This is a genomic window from Niabella terrae, assembly GCF_054783135.1.
Map to the genome: position 1 here is coordinate 251,281 of NZ_BAAGRD010000005.1, position 14,849 is coordinate 266,129.

The window sequence follows — 14,849 nt, forward strand, 5'->3', positions numbered from 1 at the left end:
TATCCGTATCATGTTATGGACATACTGTTATCGCAACCGGTTCAGGTCACGGACCAGTCGCTGGTCTCTCCGGATCCCTTTAATGGCGAAATAAAATCCGACTGCCGCAATCAAACTCAGCAATGCGGTCAGGGTAATATGTCCGCCGGGCGCAAAATTCTTGGTATAGGTAAAATAAACGGCAATCAGGGCCACGGTACCCACCAGGCCTGCCAGGGCCGCCTGTATTTGCTTTTTCCGGTTTCTGAACAGGAAAATAGCCCCGATGGCCAGCAGGAAGACGGCAGCCGTCAGCAGGATCAGAAAAATATTGTCGATGGCCGAAAGCTCAGGACCCGTCACACCCTTGGTATCTGCCAGTACGGTACCGGTATAGAACGGGAACTTGAAGGTCAGCGCACTACTGATGCCGGAGAGCAGCAACCATAGGGTTTGTTTTCTTTGTATCATATGCTAAGTTTATGAAGCCCCTGAAGGTAAATTACTATTTAATAATTTTGAAAATTCGCTTCCAGCGTGGACCATTCTCGTAACTGAACCAGATCATCCAGGCTTTTCCCACCACGGAACTTTCAGGTACAAAACCCCAAAAACGGCTGTCCTGGGAATTGTGGCGATTGTCACCCATCATCCAATAATAATCCATTTTAAATGTATACGTATTCGCAGGCTGTCCGTTTATATAGTATGTACCATTACGGTTTTCCAGTTGATTGCCCTCATAAGTCCGGATAGCGCGCTCATAAATCAGATAATTATCCGGATTTAACTGGATGGTAGCGCCTTTTTTAGGTACCCACAGCGGGCCGTAATTGTCGATGGACCATTTATGAGAGCTGTCGAAATAAGGAAAGAGCTGATAATAGTACCTGTCAGCAGGTTCGATATCGCGGGTAATCGAGGCCGCATCTACCGCTGCCAGCTTCCTGAGTATGCCCAGCTCCGGTACCGTAAGGTTTACCCGGTAAGTGAGGCCATCAATCTGCTGAAAGTCATTGCCATCGCTGGAAATTCTGATGCCGGCCTCTTTCAGGTAGTCGCCAGTCATGCCTACATTATTTTTGGACCGGAAAATATAGTAGGTAGCACTGGTAGGGGAGATAAAAGCCGGCTCATTATTAACAAATAAATCACCGTTGACTACTTTGATAGAGTCGCCGGCAATGCCCACGCATCTTTTAATATAGTTATCCGTTTTATCCGGGGGGTGCACCACGACCGGGTATACATCCGGGTTATTCAGAACATTGATGGACTGCTGATCGCCCAGGGCGGCAAATCGTTTGACCTGGCTATAAGGTACCAGGGATTCATAACCTTCCGCATGTATGACGGTATCGCCTTCGGGAAAATTAAAGACGACACAGTCGTTTCTTTTTACCGGCGAGGCAAACCAGCGGATATAAGGCAGTTCGATCAAAGTAGAATAGGACGTCGTATTGAAACCAGGGGTATAATTATGTATAAAGGGAATGGATAAGGGCGTATTGGGGATCCGGGGGCCGTAACTGAATTTACTAACAAAAAGGAAATCCTTTACCAGCAATGTTTTTTCCATAGAGCTGGACGGGATCGTATAGGCTTCAAATATAAATGTCCGGATCAATGTGGCTGCCACGATGGCAAAGATGGCCGCGTCCACCCATTCCCGCCAGGAGGGTTTTTTATGTTTGAGCACCCCTTCAGCGCCAATAAAACGGGCGTCCTTGTTATTGGCCAGCCAGGGAAAATAAAAAGGAGCGACCAGGGCTGCTGCGGTATGGTCCAGGAAGGAAAACCGGCAGAAGACTTTGGCAAATTCAATAAATATGCCCGGCGTAATGAACCAGCCGACCACCGGAATAAACTGCCAGAAAACCCAGTGTTTGGGTCTTTGGGCAATATCCTGCATGACCCATGTATTGTAGAACGGGATATAGGCTTTCCAGGACTCCCGGCCAGCCATTTTAAATAGTTTGGATAACCCATAGGAAGGCAGCAGTACCAGTAACAGACTGATCAGGTAAATAACGAAAAGTTGATTCAAAGGCATTGGCCAGAAATTTTAGCGGCAAATTTATCATAAACGGGTGAGAATTAGGGGTTGCCGTCCCTTAATTAACATTATCTATATGAGAATCAGGCGCTCAGCAACAATTTATCCGGCGATCTGATATATAAAATTCTGCCAGATATTGATTTCGCCCTTCAGGGAGACAAAGACAACCATAAAGACCACGCCAAATAAGGCGCCCCATAAATGCGCACTATGGTTGATGTTACCGCCACCCCTTTTATCCAGATAAGCTGTTAGCAACAGGTACAAAAGGCCGAAAATCCAGCCCGGAATACCGATCGGCAGGAACATAATGCTGATGGGCAGGGTAGGAAACAGTACAATACAGGCAAATATCACTGAAGATACCGCGCCGGATGCACCCAGGCTGCGGAAATAGTAATTGTCCTTATGTTTAAAGTAATCCGGAATACTGGAGACGATCAGTCCTCCCAGGTATAGCATGCTAAAGTAAATCGGGGCATCTTTTCCGAAAATTTCGGGCGCAGCAAAAGCAGTTTTTTCCAGGATCCTGCCAAAAGAGTAAAAGGCAAACATATTAAAAGCCAGATGCATAAAATCTGCATGGATAAAGCCGGCGGTTATAAAGCGGTAATACTGTCGGCGGGAACTGATAGCCGGTCCGTAAAAAATCAGGTCGTCAATTATTTTCTGGTTGCTGAATCCCCATAGCGAGACAAGAACGGTAGCAATAGTAATGATCAGGGTAATAGATACTTCCATCCGGTAAAAATAGGGCATAAATAGGTAGTAAAAAACTGCACCGGACGGAACTACTGATGATGATATTTTTCATTCTTCAGAATGGTACAGGCCCGGTAAAGCTGTTCTGCCAGGATCAGTCGTACCAGCTGGTGGGGAAATACCAGTCGGGAGAGACTCCAGGTCCAGCTGGCCTTTTGCATAACAGTTTCATGTGTACCGTAGGCACCTCCGATCAGGAAAATGATATTTTTGGCGCTGGTATTGATCATTCGCTGCAATCGGGTTGCCAGTTCTTCCGAATCCAGTTGTTTTCCCCGTTCATCCAAAAGGACCAACAGGTCGTCAGCTGAAAGTTTCTGCAATACCGATTCGGCTTCGGCTTTTTTCAGTCCTTCTGCTGATAATTTGCCGGCATTTTTGACCGGAGGGATCAGCTCCCATTCCGTTTTGAAATAGTTATTGATCCTTTTGGTGAAGTCGGTGATGCCGGTTTTGACATAAGAATCATGATCATTTCCGATGGACCAAAGTTTGATTTTCAAAATATCAGGATTAAATTTAAATGACGTTAAAACTTAAAGCTACAGTTCGAAATGTAATTTTGAAAAAAATATTTTAATCCCTACCTTTGCCTCCCAATAAATGGCCCCGTAGCTCAATTGAATAGAGCATCTGACTACGGATCAGAAGGTTTCAGGTTTGAATCCTGACGGGGTCACTTGAAAATCAAGCAGTTAAAACGTCTTTGTTTTGACTGCTTTTTTACTTTATACAATAGGGGCATCTGATTGAACTTTCATTCCGCCAACGATGGAAGGACGATGCGGCATTTAATAATTCATATACCATACAATTTCAATACATCTGCTATTGCAGGGTAGAAACAAGCGGGTTCCCGGCCCCTGAATCATACCACCTGTTGTCATCGGAGCGCTGCTGTTCGGCTATGCATTTTCCCTTTTCAGGTAGTCCCTGAGCACATACTGAAGAATGCCTTCATTTTGATAATATGCTATTTCGATGGCAGAGTCAAAACGAGCTTCTGCCTTGAATTCTATCTTTCTACCTGAGGGATGCAGTGCTGTTACATCCAGTAATTTATGGGGAACCAGGTCGGAGGAAAGTCCGTTGATCGAGAAGGTCTCTGTGCCATCCAGTCCCAGGGAAGCCGCATTTTGCCCTTCGGTAAATACGAGGGGGGCGACGCCCATACCCACCAGATTACTGCGGTGTATCCGCTCAAAGCTTTCGGCGATCACTGCTTTGATTCCCAGTAGGAAAGTGCCTTTAGCTGCCCAGTCCCGGGATGATCCCGACCCATATTCTTTTCCGGCCAGAACGATCAATGGCGTTGCGTCTTCCTTATATCGCATGGCTGTCTCGAATACGGTTCCGGTACTGCCTGAAGGTAAATAAGTGCTGAAGCCGCCTTCTTTATCGGTAATCTTGTTTTTGATCCGGACATTGGCGAATGTTCCCCGCATCATCACTTCGTGGTTACCGCGCCGGGATCCATAAGAGTTGAAATCAGCAGGCTGAATGCCATTGGAGGTTAAATATTGTCCGGCAGCCGATTCGGGTTTAAAAGACCCGGCCGGTGATATATGGTCCGTTGTTACCGAGTCTCCCAGATACAATAATACCCGCGCATTGTTAATATCGGTTAATGGTGCGGGGGTGGCATTCAGATTTTCAAAAAACGGCGATTCTTTAATATAGGTGGAGCCGGGATCCCACTGATATTTCTCACTGAGTTTTACATCCAGCTGTTGCCATTCTTCTGAACCATCGAATATGACATCATACACCGATTGGAAATCGTCGACTTTTACACATTCATTGATGGTCTGGGAAATTTCATCCCGACTGGGCCAGATATCTCGCAGGTATACCGGATTGCCATTGGGATCGTAGTCCAACGGATCGTCGATAAGATTTACATCGATGCGACCTACGAGGGCATAGGCAACAACCAGCATGGGGGACATCAGAAAATTCATTTTTACCTGGGGATGTACCCGCGCTTCAAAATTTCTGTTACCAGATAATACGGAGGCAACGACCAATTCTCCTTTGTCCACTGCTTCAGCTATATGCGCGGGAAGTGGTCCGGAATTTCCGATACAGGATGTACAGCCATAACCGACCGTATGAAAACGCAGCGCCTCCAGGTCGGCGCTGAGTCCGGATCTTTCCAGATACTGCGTCACTACTTTGGAACCCGGGGCCAACGAGGTTTTGACCCAGGATTTGGTGCGTAAGCCTTTCATGACCGCATTGCGCGCCAGGAGTCCGGCACCCACCATGACGGCAGGATTAGAAGTATTGGTACAACTGGTGATGGCCGCAATTACAATACTGCCATCGCTCAATACAAATTCCTTATTCTTATGTTTAACGCGCACGGCATGCATCTGTTCTTTATCTATTTCAAAATTATTGGGCGCATTGACCGGCACTTTCCCAAAAGTGAATTCGGTGCCAGAACCACCATCCGCCAGCCAGGCAGATTCGCGGCGATCGTGAATGGCATGATAGGAGCGACTGTATTCCTTATCCAGTTGTTGTTCAAAAGCCGTGTTCAGTTCCTTCACGAGTATCTTGTCCTGAGGGCGTTTCGGTCCCGATACTGTGGGTTCCAGGCTCGAGAGGTCAAAAGTAACCAAAGAGGAATATTCTATCTGTTCTTTACCGGTACGCCATAATAGATTCTCCTTGCAATAAGCTTCTACTATCTGGATATCCTGTTCACTGCGATTGGTTTGACGCATGTATTCCAGTGTTCTACCGTCAATGGGGAAATAAGTGACGGTACACCCGAATTCTGGTGACATATTGGAAATGGTGGCCCGGTCCGTAACGGAAAGATGATCCAGCCCGTCACCAAAGACTTCCACAAATTTACCCACCACACCTTTATCCCTCAGGACCTTTGTAATTGACAATACCATATCCGTGGCGGTACACTGTTCGGGGATTTTCCCGGTAAGCTGCAGGCCAACAACTTCGGGACAGGTAAAGAAGATGGGCTGTCCGAGCATGGCCGCTTCCGCTTCTATACCACCGACTCCCCAACCAATCACACCAATGCCATTAACCATCGGGGTATGGGAATCCGTTCCCACCAGTGAGTCAGGAAATAACCAGCCATCCTTACTGATGATGCCTTTGGCGAGGTATTCCAGATTGACCTGATGGCATATGCCCATACCGGGCGGCACCACCGTAAAATTATGAAGTCCGTTCTGGGCCCATTTTAAAAGTTCATAACGTTCTTTATTGCGATCGTATTCCACCTGCACATTTCTGTCATAAGAATAATCAGTGCCAAAATAATCCACCTGCACTGAATGGTCGATGACCAGATCTACCGGTATGGCTGGATTGATTTTCTGACCATCACCGCCATGTCTGACAAATTCTGCCCGGAGCGAAGCAATGTCCACTACGGCGGGCACACCGGTAAAATCCTGCATCAGGATCCGTGCCGGTTTAAAAGGAATGTCTTTATCTATCGGGACAGGCGTCCAGTTGGCGAGTAACTGGATATGATCATCTGTGATACTGAAGCCGTCGTAGTTGCGGATTACATTTTCCAGCAGGATCCGGATGCTAAATGGGAGTTTGTCGATTTTTGTCTGATCCAGGTCTTTGAGGGCATAGTATTGGTAGTTTTGCGCATTTATAGAAAGTTCGCTGGCTGATTTTCCTGTAGTAGTTTTCATGATCCCAAATTTTTAAGCTAATTTAATCAATTTAAAAGAACTCTTCCTGTGAACAACCCATTCTCTTAGTGATGTCTCCGGCGGGTTCGCTCCCATACTGTTTCCCGATACTTTTACATTTTTGCAACCAATAATGTTTATTTTTAAAAAATGGAATGCCAATTGCCGGCATTAGCTGGCAGGCTGCAACCGAAATATATGAGAACGGTAATACTGCTTTTCCTTCTTGGGGTATGGTCAATGAACGCATCGGCGCAAACGGTATACAAGACGCCTTCTGGTGCGCGGTATCACCGGGCGCAATGTCGTACAGTAAAAAACACTTCCAAGGCCCTTACGTTGGCAGCAGCCAGAGAGCAGGGACTGACGCCCTGTAAAATTTGCAAACCCGTAGAGCGTAAAGTAGCGCGCCAACCGGTCAAAAAGACCAGTGGGGTAGGCGCGACCCGCCAATGTAAAGGAATGACTAAGTCCGGCCGTCGCTGCCGGCATATGACCCGTATTGGCAACGGCTATTGCTTTCAGCACCAGCCGCCCCAAAAATGATATTTTCATCTTGCCGACTGCCGGCGTGCAGATGCCGCTTGACCAAACTGTTAAATGTGTATCCTGTGGTTGTAAAGGTTCATTTTTGTCAGGCGGTTTAATCATGATCTCCGGATGCAGAAAATGGCCAGTCGGGCAAGCGCTCCTGACCCTGTTGTGTCAGCCCGGGCCAGCGAACGGCAATTCCGGATATTTCTGGGCTGGAAAAAAGTGCTACCTTTAAGACTGCTATATCATCAAAGATGCTGCCTGTATAGATTCATACATTCCTTCTAAACTTAAGTATTATGGCTAGAAAGCGCATGTCCGCTGCTGCGGTAAATGAACTGGATCTGGTGGAGTTTCTGCAAACACAGGGGTTTGAGCCAGCCAGGATTCGCGGTACGGAATATTGGTATTATTCGCCTTTTCATGAAGAAAGGACGCCTTCCTTTAAAATCGACCGGCGCCTGAATGCCTGGTACGATCATAGTATCGGCCAGGGCGGCTATTTAATAGATTTTGGTAAGCAATATTTTAATTGCAGCTTTAAGGAGTTGATGGAAAAACTGGCCGATAATTATTTGTCTGTGGATTTTCGCTTCTCTGCACCCGCCGTTAAAGTCAAAGAGAAAAAGCCGGCGCCCGTTTCGCGGATTAAAATACTGGGGATAGGAATTATTAAGGATGCCGGGCTTAAAGCCTATTTTAAAAAAAGAAAAATTTCACTGGCCACCGCCCGCCGGTATTGTAAACAGATTGAAATAGAAACACCTGTCAGATCCTACCCTGTGATCGGGTTCCCCAACTGCTCAGATGGTTATGAACTCAGAAGTACCGGAACGTTTAAAGGTACCGTCAAACCCAAGGATTTCAGTTTGATCCGAACCCGGGGTGCTGCGGCAATGGTGGTTGTCGAAGGCTTTTTTGACTTTCTGTCATTGGTAGAATCCCAGTCTTCATTTCTGGAAGAACCGGTGCAATACCTGATCCTGAACTCTGTGGTTTATTTTAAAAAGGCGTTGCCGCTGCTGTTGCAACAGCAGCGGGTTTACCTGATGCTGGACAATGATGCAGCGGGCAGGCGATGTAAGGAGCGCCTGCAACCCTGGCCCGATCATTTTGTGGACCTTTCGGATCGCTTTTTGCCTTATAAGGACCTGAGTGAATGGTTGATGCATACCGGTACAGAACCCATTTCCAGGGAAACAAGGGGCAAAACTTAATCTAGGATAAGTCCGGCGAATGAAGATCAACCTTGAATAATAGTTTTTGTTATACAGTCATTATGGAATTAGGAATCGGCATGTTTGGTGATCTGTATCGCGACGTCAACGGCAACTATCAACCCGCGCAACAGCGCCTGCAGGAAATTATTGAAGAGATTCAGCTGATGGATCAGTTGGGACTCGACTTCTTTGGTATGGGCGAGCATCATCGACCCGATTATGCCGTATCGGTACCGGAAATACTGCTGGCTGCAGCTTCCACCGTTACCAAGAAGATCAGGCTTGGTTCCGCTGTATCTGTTATCAGTTCGGCAGATCCGGTAAAACTCTATCAGAGTTTTGCGACCCTTGATCTGATCTCAGGCGGTCGGGCTGAGATTACAGCGGGCCGCGGAAGTTTTATAGAATCTTTTCCTCTTTACGGTTTTGATCTGGAGGATTATGACGCTTTATTTGACGAGAAGCTCCGTTTATTACTTGGTATCAATCAACAGGCAGCCATCAGCTGGAAGGGACGCTTTCGGCCTGCGCTGGACAATCAGTTGGTACTGCCCCGGGCCACCGATGGTGGTCTGCCTGTATGGGTAGCCGTCGGTGGTACGCCGCAGTCGGTTCAAAGAGCCGCAGCACTGGGGCTTCCGGTGATTTTTGCCATTATCGGTGGTAATCCCGTACAGTTCAAACCACTTTTTGATTACAATAAGCAGGCTTATTTACAGGCAGGTCATGATCCCGAAAAATTTCAAGTCGGCGTACATATGCATAGTTTCTTTGGTGCGGATGCCAAAGCAACCGCTGATTATTATTATCCCGTATATGCTGCACAGATGGATCGGGTAGGTCGCTCCCGCGGCTGGCCTCCCTATCAGCGCGCCCAGTACGACAGGGGGCTGGGCCAGGGCGGGCACCTGATTATCGGTGATGCGTCGCAAGCCATCGACAAGATACTGGAAATGCAGGCACTATTCGGATTGACAAGGTTTTCCGCGCATATGGATGTCGGTGCGCCCGACCATAAAAAAATGATGCAATCCATTGAAATTTTCGGCGATCAGATTGCGCCCAAAATAAGGGAAGCGCTACGCCAGCCGGCATAAGATTCAGGGCCTGGCAGTTACCAGGCAGGCGGATCCGGCTGAAACGCGGGCCGGCACGAAACTGATCCTGGCAGACCTTAGTTTTTTAGATCCTGGATGAACTGACCTTTCCTTTTCAGTAGCAGCCCCTGCTTCAGATCGATGGTCCAGTTGACGGGTTTGCCCACCCTGCGATTTTTGATCAAATTCAGATAAGCGTCGGGGTCGGGCAGGTTGACCGGATCGGTATAGCCTGAAGTTGGCTGCAGTCGCTTTTCTTTTTGAAATACATACCAGGGATTTTTAATAGTCGTATAGAATTGAGAGATGACAGTGGATTTATTGAGGGTGTCACTTTGTGCGAACAGACCGCTCAGGGTACCGTCGGGATGTTCATCCAGGAAAAAATAGGGTTGTCCGAGGTTGCTGTAAACCGCGGTATAGCGTTTCAGTTCCCGGGGATGGGCCGGATCCTGAATATTAAAACAGAATAAACCGTAGCTGACCGCATTCCCCAGCAGGTAGTGGTCGAAAAAGCGCAGGCCCCTCATCGTTCCACTTATGGCATCTTCGCCATAATCCAGTCCCTTACCCGGCTGCAGTGCTGCAAATGTTTTCGCTTCCAGATCGATCAGATAAAGTTGGTAGCGGTCTTTAATCAGGAAATAAGGCTTTCCCTGCAAATACATGCGTTGAGCGCTGGACATATCCGGGTCGGAAAGCGGGTCCGGAGGCGCCGAGACTTCGTAAGGACCGCTATTTTCTTCAACCCGTAAACTAAGCGGGCCGTATTGCCAGTTTCCCCGTTGCCACCAGCCGGCCTGATAGTATCTGTCCCCCAATTGCCAGGAAATGGCTATCCGGAACCTGGCCGGTAAACTATCCTTTAATGTGCTTGGCTGTTCCTGCTGTGCAAAGCCAATGCCGGAGCAACTACAGAGCAGTAATGAAAAAAATATCCGGAAAATAAAATAGCGATAAGGCATTGAATGAAATTATTTCAGCGGTCCGGCCGGTTGCTAGACTGAAGACCCCGTCAGTACCCTGGCGTCCGCAAGATCAAAAATAGCATCCCGGTTGCAGGCTTCAAAGTCCCGGCCCAAAAATCCCTGATTTCATGGAGGCATGCCTGTACCGGCTTTAGCGATATTTGCGGCAGAGGTGCTTATGACTGAATGCTGCCGTACAAACGCGGTATTTTGTCCGCCATGGGCCCGGGAAAAGTTGATCCATTAGCGATTCCTGAGGGGATAGCTGGATGGATGGAATGGCGGGGAAATACAGGCGCTCAAAATGGACCTGAAAAATTAACTAGATGTATTCACGGAGAGGGATTTCTTTGATATTGGCAGCCTGCTGCCTGTTGGTTTCCTGCTATAGCAGCGGTTTATCGAACAGGCAGGTTCCGGTTTCGGGAACCTATGACTTTGAAGGCAGCCGGGTTGACGGCCGGTCACTGATTCGTCGCGACAGTCAATGGGGATATCTGTCCCGGACAGGAAAAGAACTTTGGCTTCCCCTGTCAGTTAGCTGGGCAGATGATTTTTCCAACGGGATGGCTTTGATCAGACAGGGCAATGGCTATACCTATATTAACAAGAAAGGCCGGATCCTGGAAGGACTTCTTCCGAAAATGGCCTATCCCTTCAGCGAAGGCCTGGCTGCTATTGAAACGGGGGGTAAATGGGGCTATATCAACCACAAGGGTCGGCTGAAGTTGGCACCCTGGTTTGACTGGGCGGGTCCTTTTTCTGAAGGCAGGGCCACGGTGAGTCTAGGCTATAAGAAAGGCTATATTAACAAAAAGGGTCAGTTGGCCATCCTCCCGCAGTTTGAAGAAGCACATCCCTTCAGAAATGGTGTGGCCATAGTGCGTAAAAACCGCAGGTACGGGCTGATTGACCGGAATGGCCGGGTACTGCAGCCGCCGATCTTTTATAAGATTGAACTCTGGGAAGAGGATTTTTACCGCCTGAGCCTGCTCCATCCAAAAACACACCGGGTGGAGATTCACGGACTGGCTGATGCCCGGGGTCGCCTCTTGCTGGATACGGTATACAAGGAAATAACCCTGATTCAATCCAAGTATATTAAGGTAAAAAAAGACAGCCTGACCGGTTATTTCAGTCGAAAGGGTAAGCAATTGATTCCATTGACTTATACCCGTCTGGGTTTTATCTCCGAGGAAGGCTATCTGGCTGCCTGTCGTGACGGGAAATGGGGCTTTATTGATATTCGGGGGCGGCAAAAGTTGGCTTTTGAATATGATGATTGCCGCATGGGATTCAGTGAAGGCCGTAGCTGGGTACTTAAAGACAGCTGTTTTTTATTGCTCGATAATAAAATGCGGGTACGCCGGCGTTGCCCGCAATATAGCACCGTGTTTTATTTCAACAACGGTTATGCCATTGTCGGAAAAAAGGATAGTGCTGGCCGTCCTGACGATCAGGTATATGGTTTTGTAGACCGGCAGGGCCGGGAGCAGATACCCGCCAGGTTTCACACTGCCTGGCCTTTCAATCCGGATGGACTCTCGGTTGTCGGCATCCGCCAAGAAGGCATTACCGCTCAATACCTGATTAATACCCGCAATCAATTGCTGAATAATGACCGATCCTATTTTAGCCTGGAGACATTCGGTCGCCTTATATACAGCCCCGGGCATTCCGACAAAGGGTTACAATATGCCGATAGCAGCGGATTCCATCCCCATCCCCAATACACCCAGTTAATTCCGCTACGGTCTGGGGAGCGTAAGGACCTGGCCTGTGTTTTACAGGGGCATCTGGAGGGACTATTAGATACCTCCCTGCAACTCCGGCTGCCGATTGCCTATGATGTGATTCATTCGATGCATCAGGGAAGAATGGCCCTGAGAAAAGAAGGGAAATGGGGCTATGCCGATGAGCGTTTCCAGATCAGGATACCCTTCGGGTTGGATAAAGCAGACGATTTTGCGTACGGTCTGGCCGTGGTGCATCAGGGCAAAAAAACCGGGGTGATCAATCCTAAGGGGCAGTGGGTCATTCCGCCGACTTATAGTGACCTGCATGTTGATTTCGGGTCTGACCGGATTTTTGCCGAGCGTCAGGATAGCACTTTTATTTTTGACAATCAGGGGCGCCTCTTACTCGCTACGCCTTTTGAGTATATCGGTTATTTCGGCAACCAGCATTACGCTTATTTCCGTAAGAATAAGAAACTGGGCTATCTGGATTACAATTTAAAAGTAATTTGTGCACCGCAATATGACGGAGCGGGTCATTTTTATGACGGGAGGGCCTGGGTCGTCAACAATAAGAAAGGCGGCTATATGGATGAACGGTTTCAGGTGGTCATACCACTTCAGTTCGATGCCATAGAAGATTTTGCCCTGGGATTTACTAAAGTAAAAAAAGGCGACCGACAGTATTATATAGATATCGATGGTCAGGAAGTCTTTCCGACTCAAGAAGCCATCAAAGCCAGGGAAGCAGAACTTGAGCGCAGGGAAAAAGGATGGATTGACTTCAGCAGCTGAGTAGCGTGTAACCAAACAAACAAGCAATTAGTATTCTAATGACAGAAACAATCTATCTCTTGTCCAATGAAGAGAAATACATGCTGCGGCGTGTCTGCCGCGGAAGAATTCTGTTGCTTTTTGTTTTTGTACTGCCTGCATTCCTGGGCTGTCTGTTGGTCCTGGGCCATGGACTTTCGAATTTCAGTTCCAGGGATTTTAATCTACCTTCATTGTTGTTCTTATTGTTTTTCGTAAGCCTGCCCTGCTTGATGGGATGGTATTTTATCCCATTGTATCGGGAAACCTTCCGTTACCGACTTGCCACCCATAAGCAGGTGGTCGATACCCGCGTGCTGCGTGTAATAAAATGGTACGCGAATATGAATTACCGCTTTATTATTAGTACAGAATACCGGTCACTGCATTCCGGTATGCAGGTAATCCTGATGCCCGGTCTGCAATACGGCGATTTACAGCAGGGGGATCATATCCGGCTGCACTTGTTGCATAATAGCAAAATGGACATCATCCGCATCGAACGACTGTAGCGCCCCCAACCGCTTAAATAGTAGTTTTCAGGGATATTCAGCCTGCATCGGATCAGCTATTTTTGAGTCGGTTCACCATTCTATTGACCGAACACTGAAAATTACTTTTTCGCATGACAGAATATAAGTTCACCTATTACACCGGAAAAGGATTACCGATGTTTTTAAAGTATCTGCTGGGGCCGTTTTTTGTATTGCTGCCGCTGAGTATGTATCTGTTACAATGGATATCCTGGATCTTCTGGATCAGTATTCCACTAATGATATTATCCATTATTACGGGTATTCGCAAACTAATGCGGATTGTCAAAGCCCAGGATTGTATTCAGCTCGACGATACCGGTTTTGATTCGGCCGTTTTCGGTCGGGTGTCGTTCACCGATATTGAGAGCATACCTCCCTATAATGCCTTGCAGGTGCCGCCCCCTTCGATGCGCATCCGGTTGAAGAACGGACGAAAGATATACTGGCATTTTAACAACCAGGACGGTCGTTCCTCAACTGACGTGGCTGTTTTTAGCGCTTTTCGGGATCAGTTATTTACGAAGCTTTCAAAGCAAATGGAAAAATCACTGGTATCGGCGGAGGCCCATCCACAGGCAGATCCTGTTATATCGACAGCGATCAGCCCGCTGGTGGTAGAACAATTACAGTCTCATAAAAAAAGGGAGATTAACTATAAGTATATCGCCATACCTTTTTCGCTGCTTCTCGGTATTCTTGCTGTCGTACGGGGTTGCGGGGAAGATTGGGCGCGGGAACGAAACCAGCAATCGATACAGCATATCAGGAACGGGATGCGCCTGATGGAGCAGGAGTATCAGGATAATCTGGCCAAATCCCGGGAGGTGATTTCAGATTATAGCCGCAGACTGGGTCCGGTTTACCTGCTGACCAATGACCCCGATGGCGCATTGAAATACCTGCCCGATATCCGGGAACCCTACAGTGTCTCGTCAACCGTCAGTATCGCAGGGTTTAGTCATATGGAAGAAAATGAAATTCTGGAGAAGGTGATTGCGCGACCTGATAGCTTTGATTACGAACTGGTAGTTTATAGTGAACCCATTAATTGCATGATGAAATTACAAGCCGGTATTTTTTCTGCTGGTGACAGCAGTACCGCGGAAATCTATCTGGCCGCCTATAATCCTGACAAGGAGATGGAATCCCGCCTTCGATCCCGGATGGATTCCAGTTTTCAGCCGATACAGTATACCAGTTCGGTTGCCATTCCCCGCACCGGTAAACTCAATAAACGGGTTTTCAGCAATATGAGCTTTGCTTCAGTTCGGTCCCTGCTGCAATACTATGACGGCACTTATTTTTATCTGGCACTCAAGGGGACTGCAGAAGTAGATGAACGGCGGTTTAAAGAAGTATGCCAGTTGGTGTTGGACGATTTTAAGCAGGGGGGCATCGACACGAAGGATTTTCGAACCGGTGTGTTTAATCAGTGAACAACGGTTGAGGCTTAATCAAT

Annotated in this window: 12 protein-coding genes and 1 tRNA gene; 7 read left to right on the top strand and 6 right to left on the bottom strand. The window is 47.7% G+C overall.

Annotated elements, in window-relative coordinates; genetic code table 11:
• Positions 1-27: 27 nt before the first annotated feature.
• The 4 genes from ACYVI9_RS06930 to rlmH all read right to left on the bottom strand — a co-directional run bounded on the left by ACYVI9_RS06930 (position 28) and on the right by rlmH (position 3,303).
• Positions 28-450 (bottom strand): DUF4293 domain-containing protein, encoded by a 423-nt coding sequence (locus ACYVI9_RS06930; protein WP_460762488.1) that lies wholly within the window; start codon positions 448-450, stop codon positions 28-30.
• 34 nt (positions 451-484) lie between these two features.
• Positions 485-2,032 (bottom strand): signal peptidase I, encoded by a 1,548-nt coding sequence (gene lepB, locus ACYVI9_RS06935; RefSeq protein WP_460762490.1) that lies wholly within the window; start codon positions 2,030-2,032, stop codon positions 485-487.
• Between the two features lie 105 nt (positions 2,033-2,137).
• The gene (locus ACYVI9_RS06940; protein ID WP_460762493.1) at positions 2,138-2,779 is read right to left on the bottom strand and encodes a rhomboid family intramembrane serine protease; all 642 of its coding nucleotides are present in this window, start codon (positions 2,777-2,779) and stop codon (positions 2,138-2,140) included.
• 50 nt (positions 2,780-2,829) lie between these two features.
• Positions 2,830-3,303, bottom strand: coding sequence for a 23S rRNA (pseudouridine(1915)-N(3))-methyltransferase RlmH (gene rlmH, locus ACYVI9_RS06945; protein ID WP_460762496.1), 474 nt, complete (start codon positions 3,301-3,303; stop codon positions 2,830-2,832).
• 102 nt (positions 3,304-3,405) lie between these two features.
• Here rlmH and ACYVI9_RS06950 point away from each other — a divergent pair.
• Positions 3,406-3,479, top strand: a tRNA-Arg gene (locus tag ACYVI9_RS06950).
• 226 nt (positions 3,480-3,705) lie between these two features.
• Here ACYVI9_RS06950 and acnA read toward each other — a convergent pair.
• Positions 3,706-6,486 carry an aconitate hydratase AcnA gene (gene acnA, locus ACYVI9_RS06955; RefSeq protein WP_460762499.1) on the bottom strand — a complete coding sequence of 927 codons (2,781 nt, stop codon included), beginning with the start codon at positions 6,484-6,486 and terminating at the stop codon, positions 3,706-3,708.
• Between the two features lie 198 nt (positions 6,487-6,684).
• On the opposite strand from acnA, the gene ACYVI9_RS06960 reads away from it, so the two are divergent.
• The 3 genes from ACYVI9_RS06960 to ACYVI9_RS06970 all read left to right on the top strand — a co-directional run bounded on the left by ACYVI9_RS06960 (position 6,685) and on the right by ACYVI9_RS06970 (position 9,337).
• Complete coding sequence (locus ACYVI9_RS06960; RefSeq protein WP_460762501.1) at positions 6,685-7,032, top strand: DUF5763 domain-containing protein; 348 nt, start codon at positions 6,685-6,687, stop codon at positions 7,030-7,032.
• Between the two features lie 287 nt (positions 7,033-7,319).
• Complete coding sequence (locus tag ACYVI9_RS06965; RefSeq protein WP_460762504.1) at positions 7,320-8,237, top strand: CHC2 zinc finger domain-containing protein; 918 nt, start codon at positions 7,320-7,322, stop codon at positions 8,235-8,237.
• A 62-nt stretch (positions 8,238-8,299) separates the two neighbouring features.
• On the top strand, positions 8,300-9,337 hold the full coding sequence (locus ACYVI9_RS06970; RefSeq protein ID WP_460762507.1) for an LLM class flavin-dependent oxidoreductase: 1,038 nt from the start codon (positions 8,300-8,302) through the stop codon (positions 9,335-9,337).
• A 77-nt stretch (positions 9,338-9,414) separates the two neighbouring features.
• On the opposite strand, the gene ACYVI9_RS06975 is transcribed toward ACYVI9_RS06970, so the two are convergent.
• Positions 9,415-10,302 (bottom strand): hypothetical protein, encoded by an 888-nt coding sequence (locus ACYVI9_RS06975; RefSeq protein ID WP_460762510.1) that lies wholly within the window; start codon positions 10,300-10,302, stop codon positions 9,415-9,417.
• Between the two features lie 329 nt (positions 10,303-10,631).
• Here ACYVI9_RS06975 and ACYVI9_RS06980 point away from each other — a divergent pair, with 329 nt between their 5' ends.
• The 3 genes from ACYVI9_RS06980 (at position 10,632) to ACYVI9_RS06990 (ending at position 14,826) form a co-directional block, all read left to right on the top strand.
• Positions 10,632-12,836, top strand: coding sequence for a WG repeat-containing protein (locus ACYVI9_RS06980; protein WP_460762513.1), 2,205 nt, complete (start codon positions 10,632-10,634; stop codon positions 12,834-12,836).
• Between the two features lie 38 nt (positions 12,837-12,874).
• Entirely contained in the window at positions 12,875-13,366 is a 492-nt protein-coding gene (locus ACYVI9_RS06985; RefSeq protein ID WP_460762516.1) for a hypothetical protein, read from the top strand.
• 113 nt (positions 13,367-13,479) lie between these two features.
• Positions 13,480-14,826, top strand: coding sequence for a hypothetical protein (locus ACYVI9_RS06990; protein ID WP_460762519.1), 1,347 nt, complete (start codon positions 13,480-13,482; stop codon positions 14,824-14,826).
• Positions 14,827-14,849 lie beyond the last annotated feature (23 nt).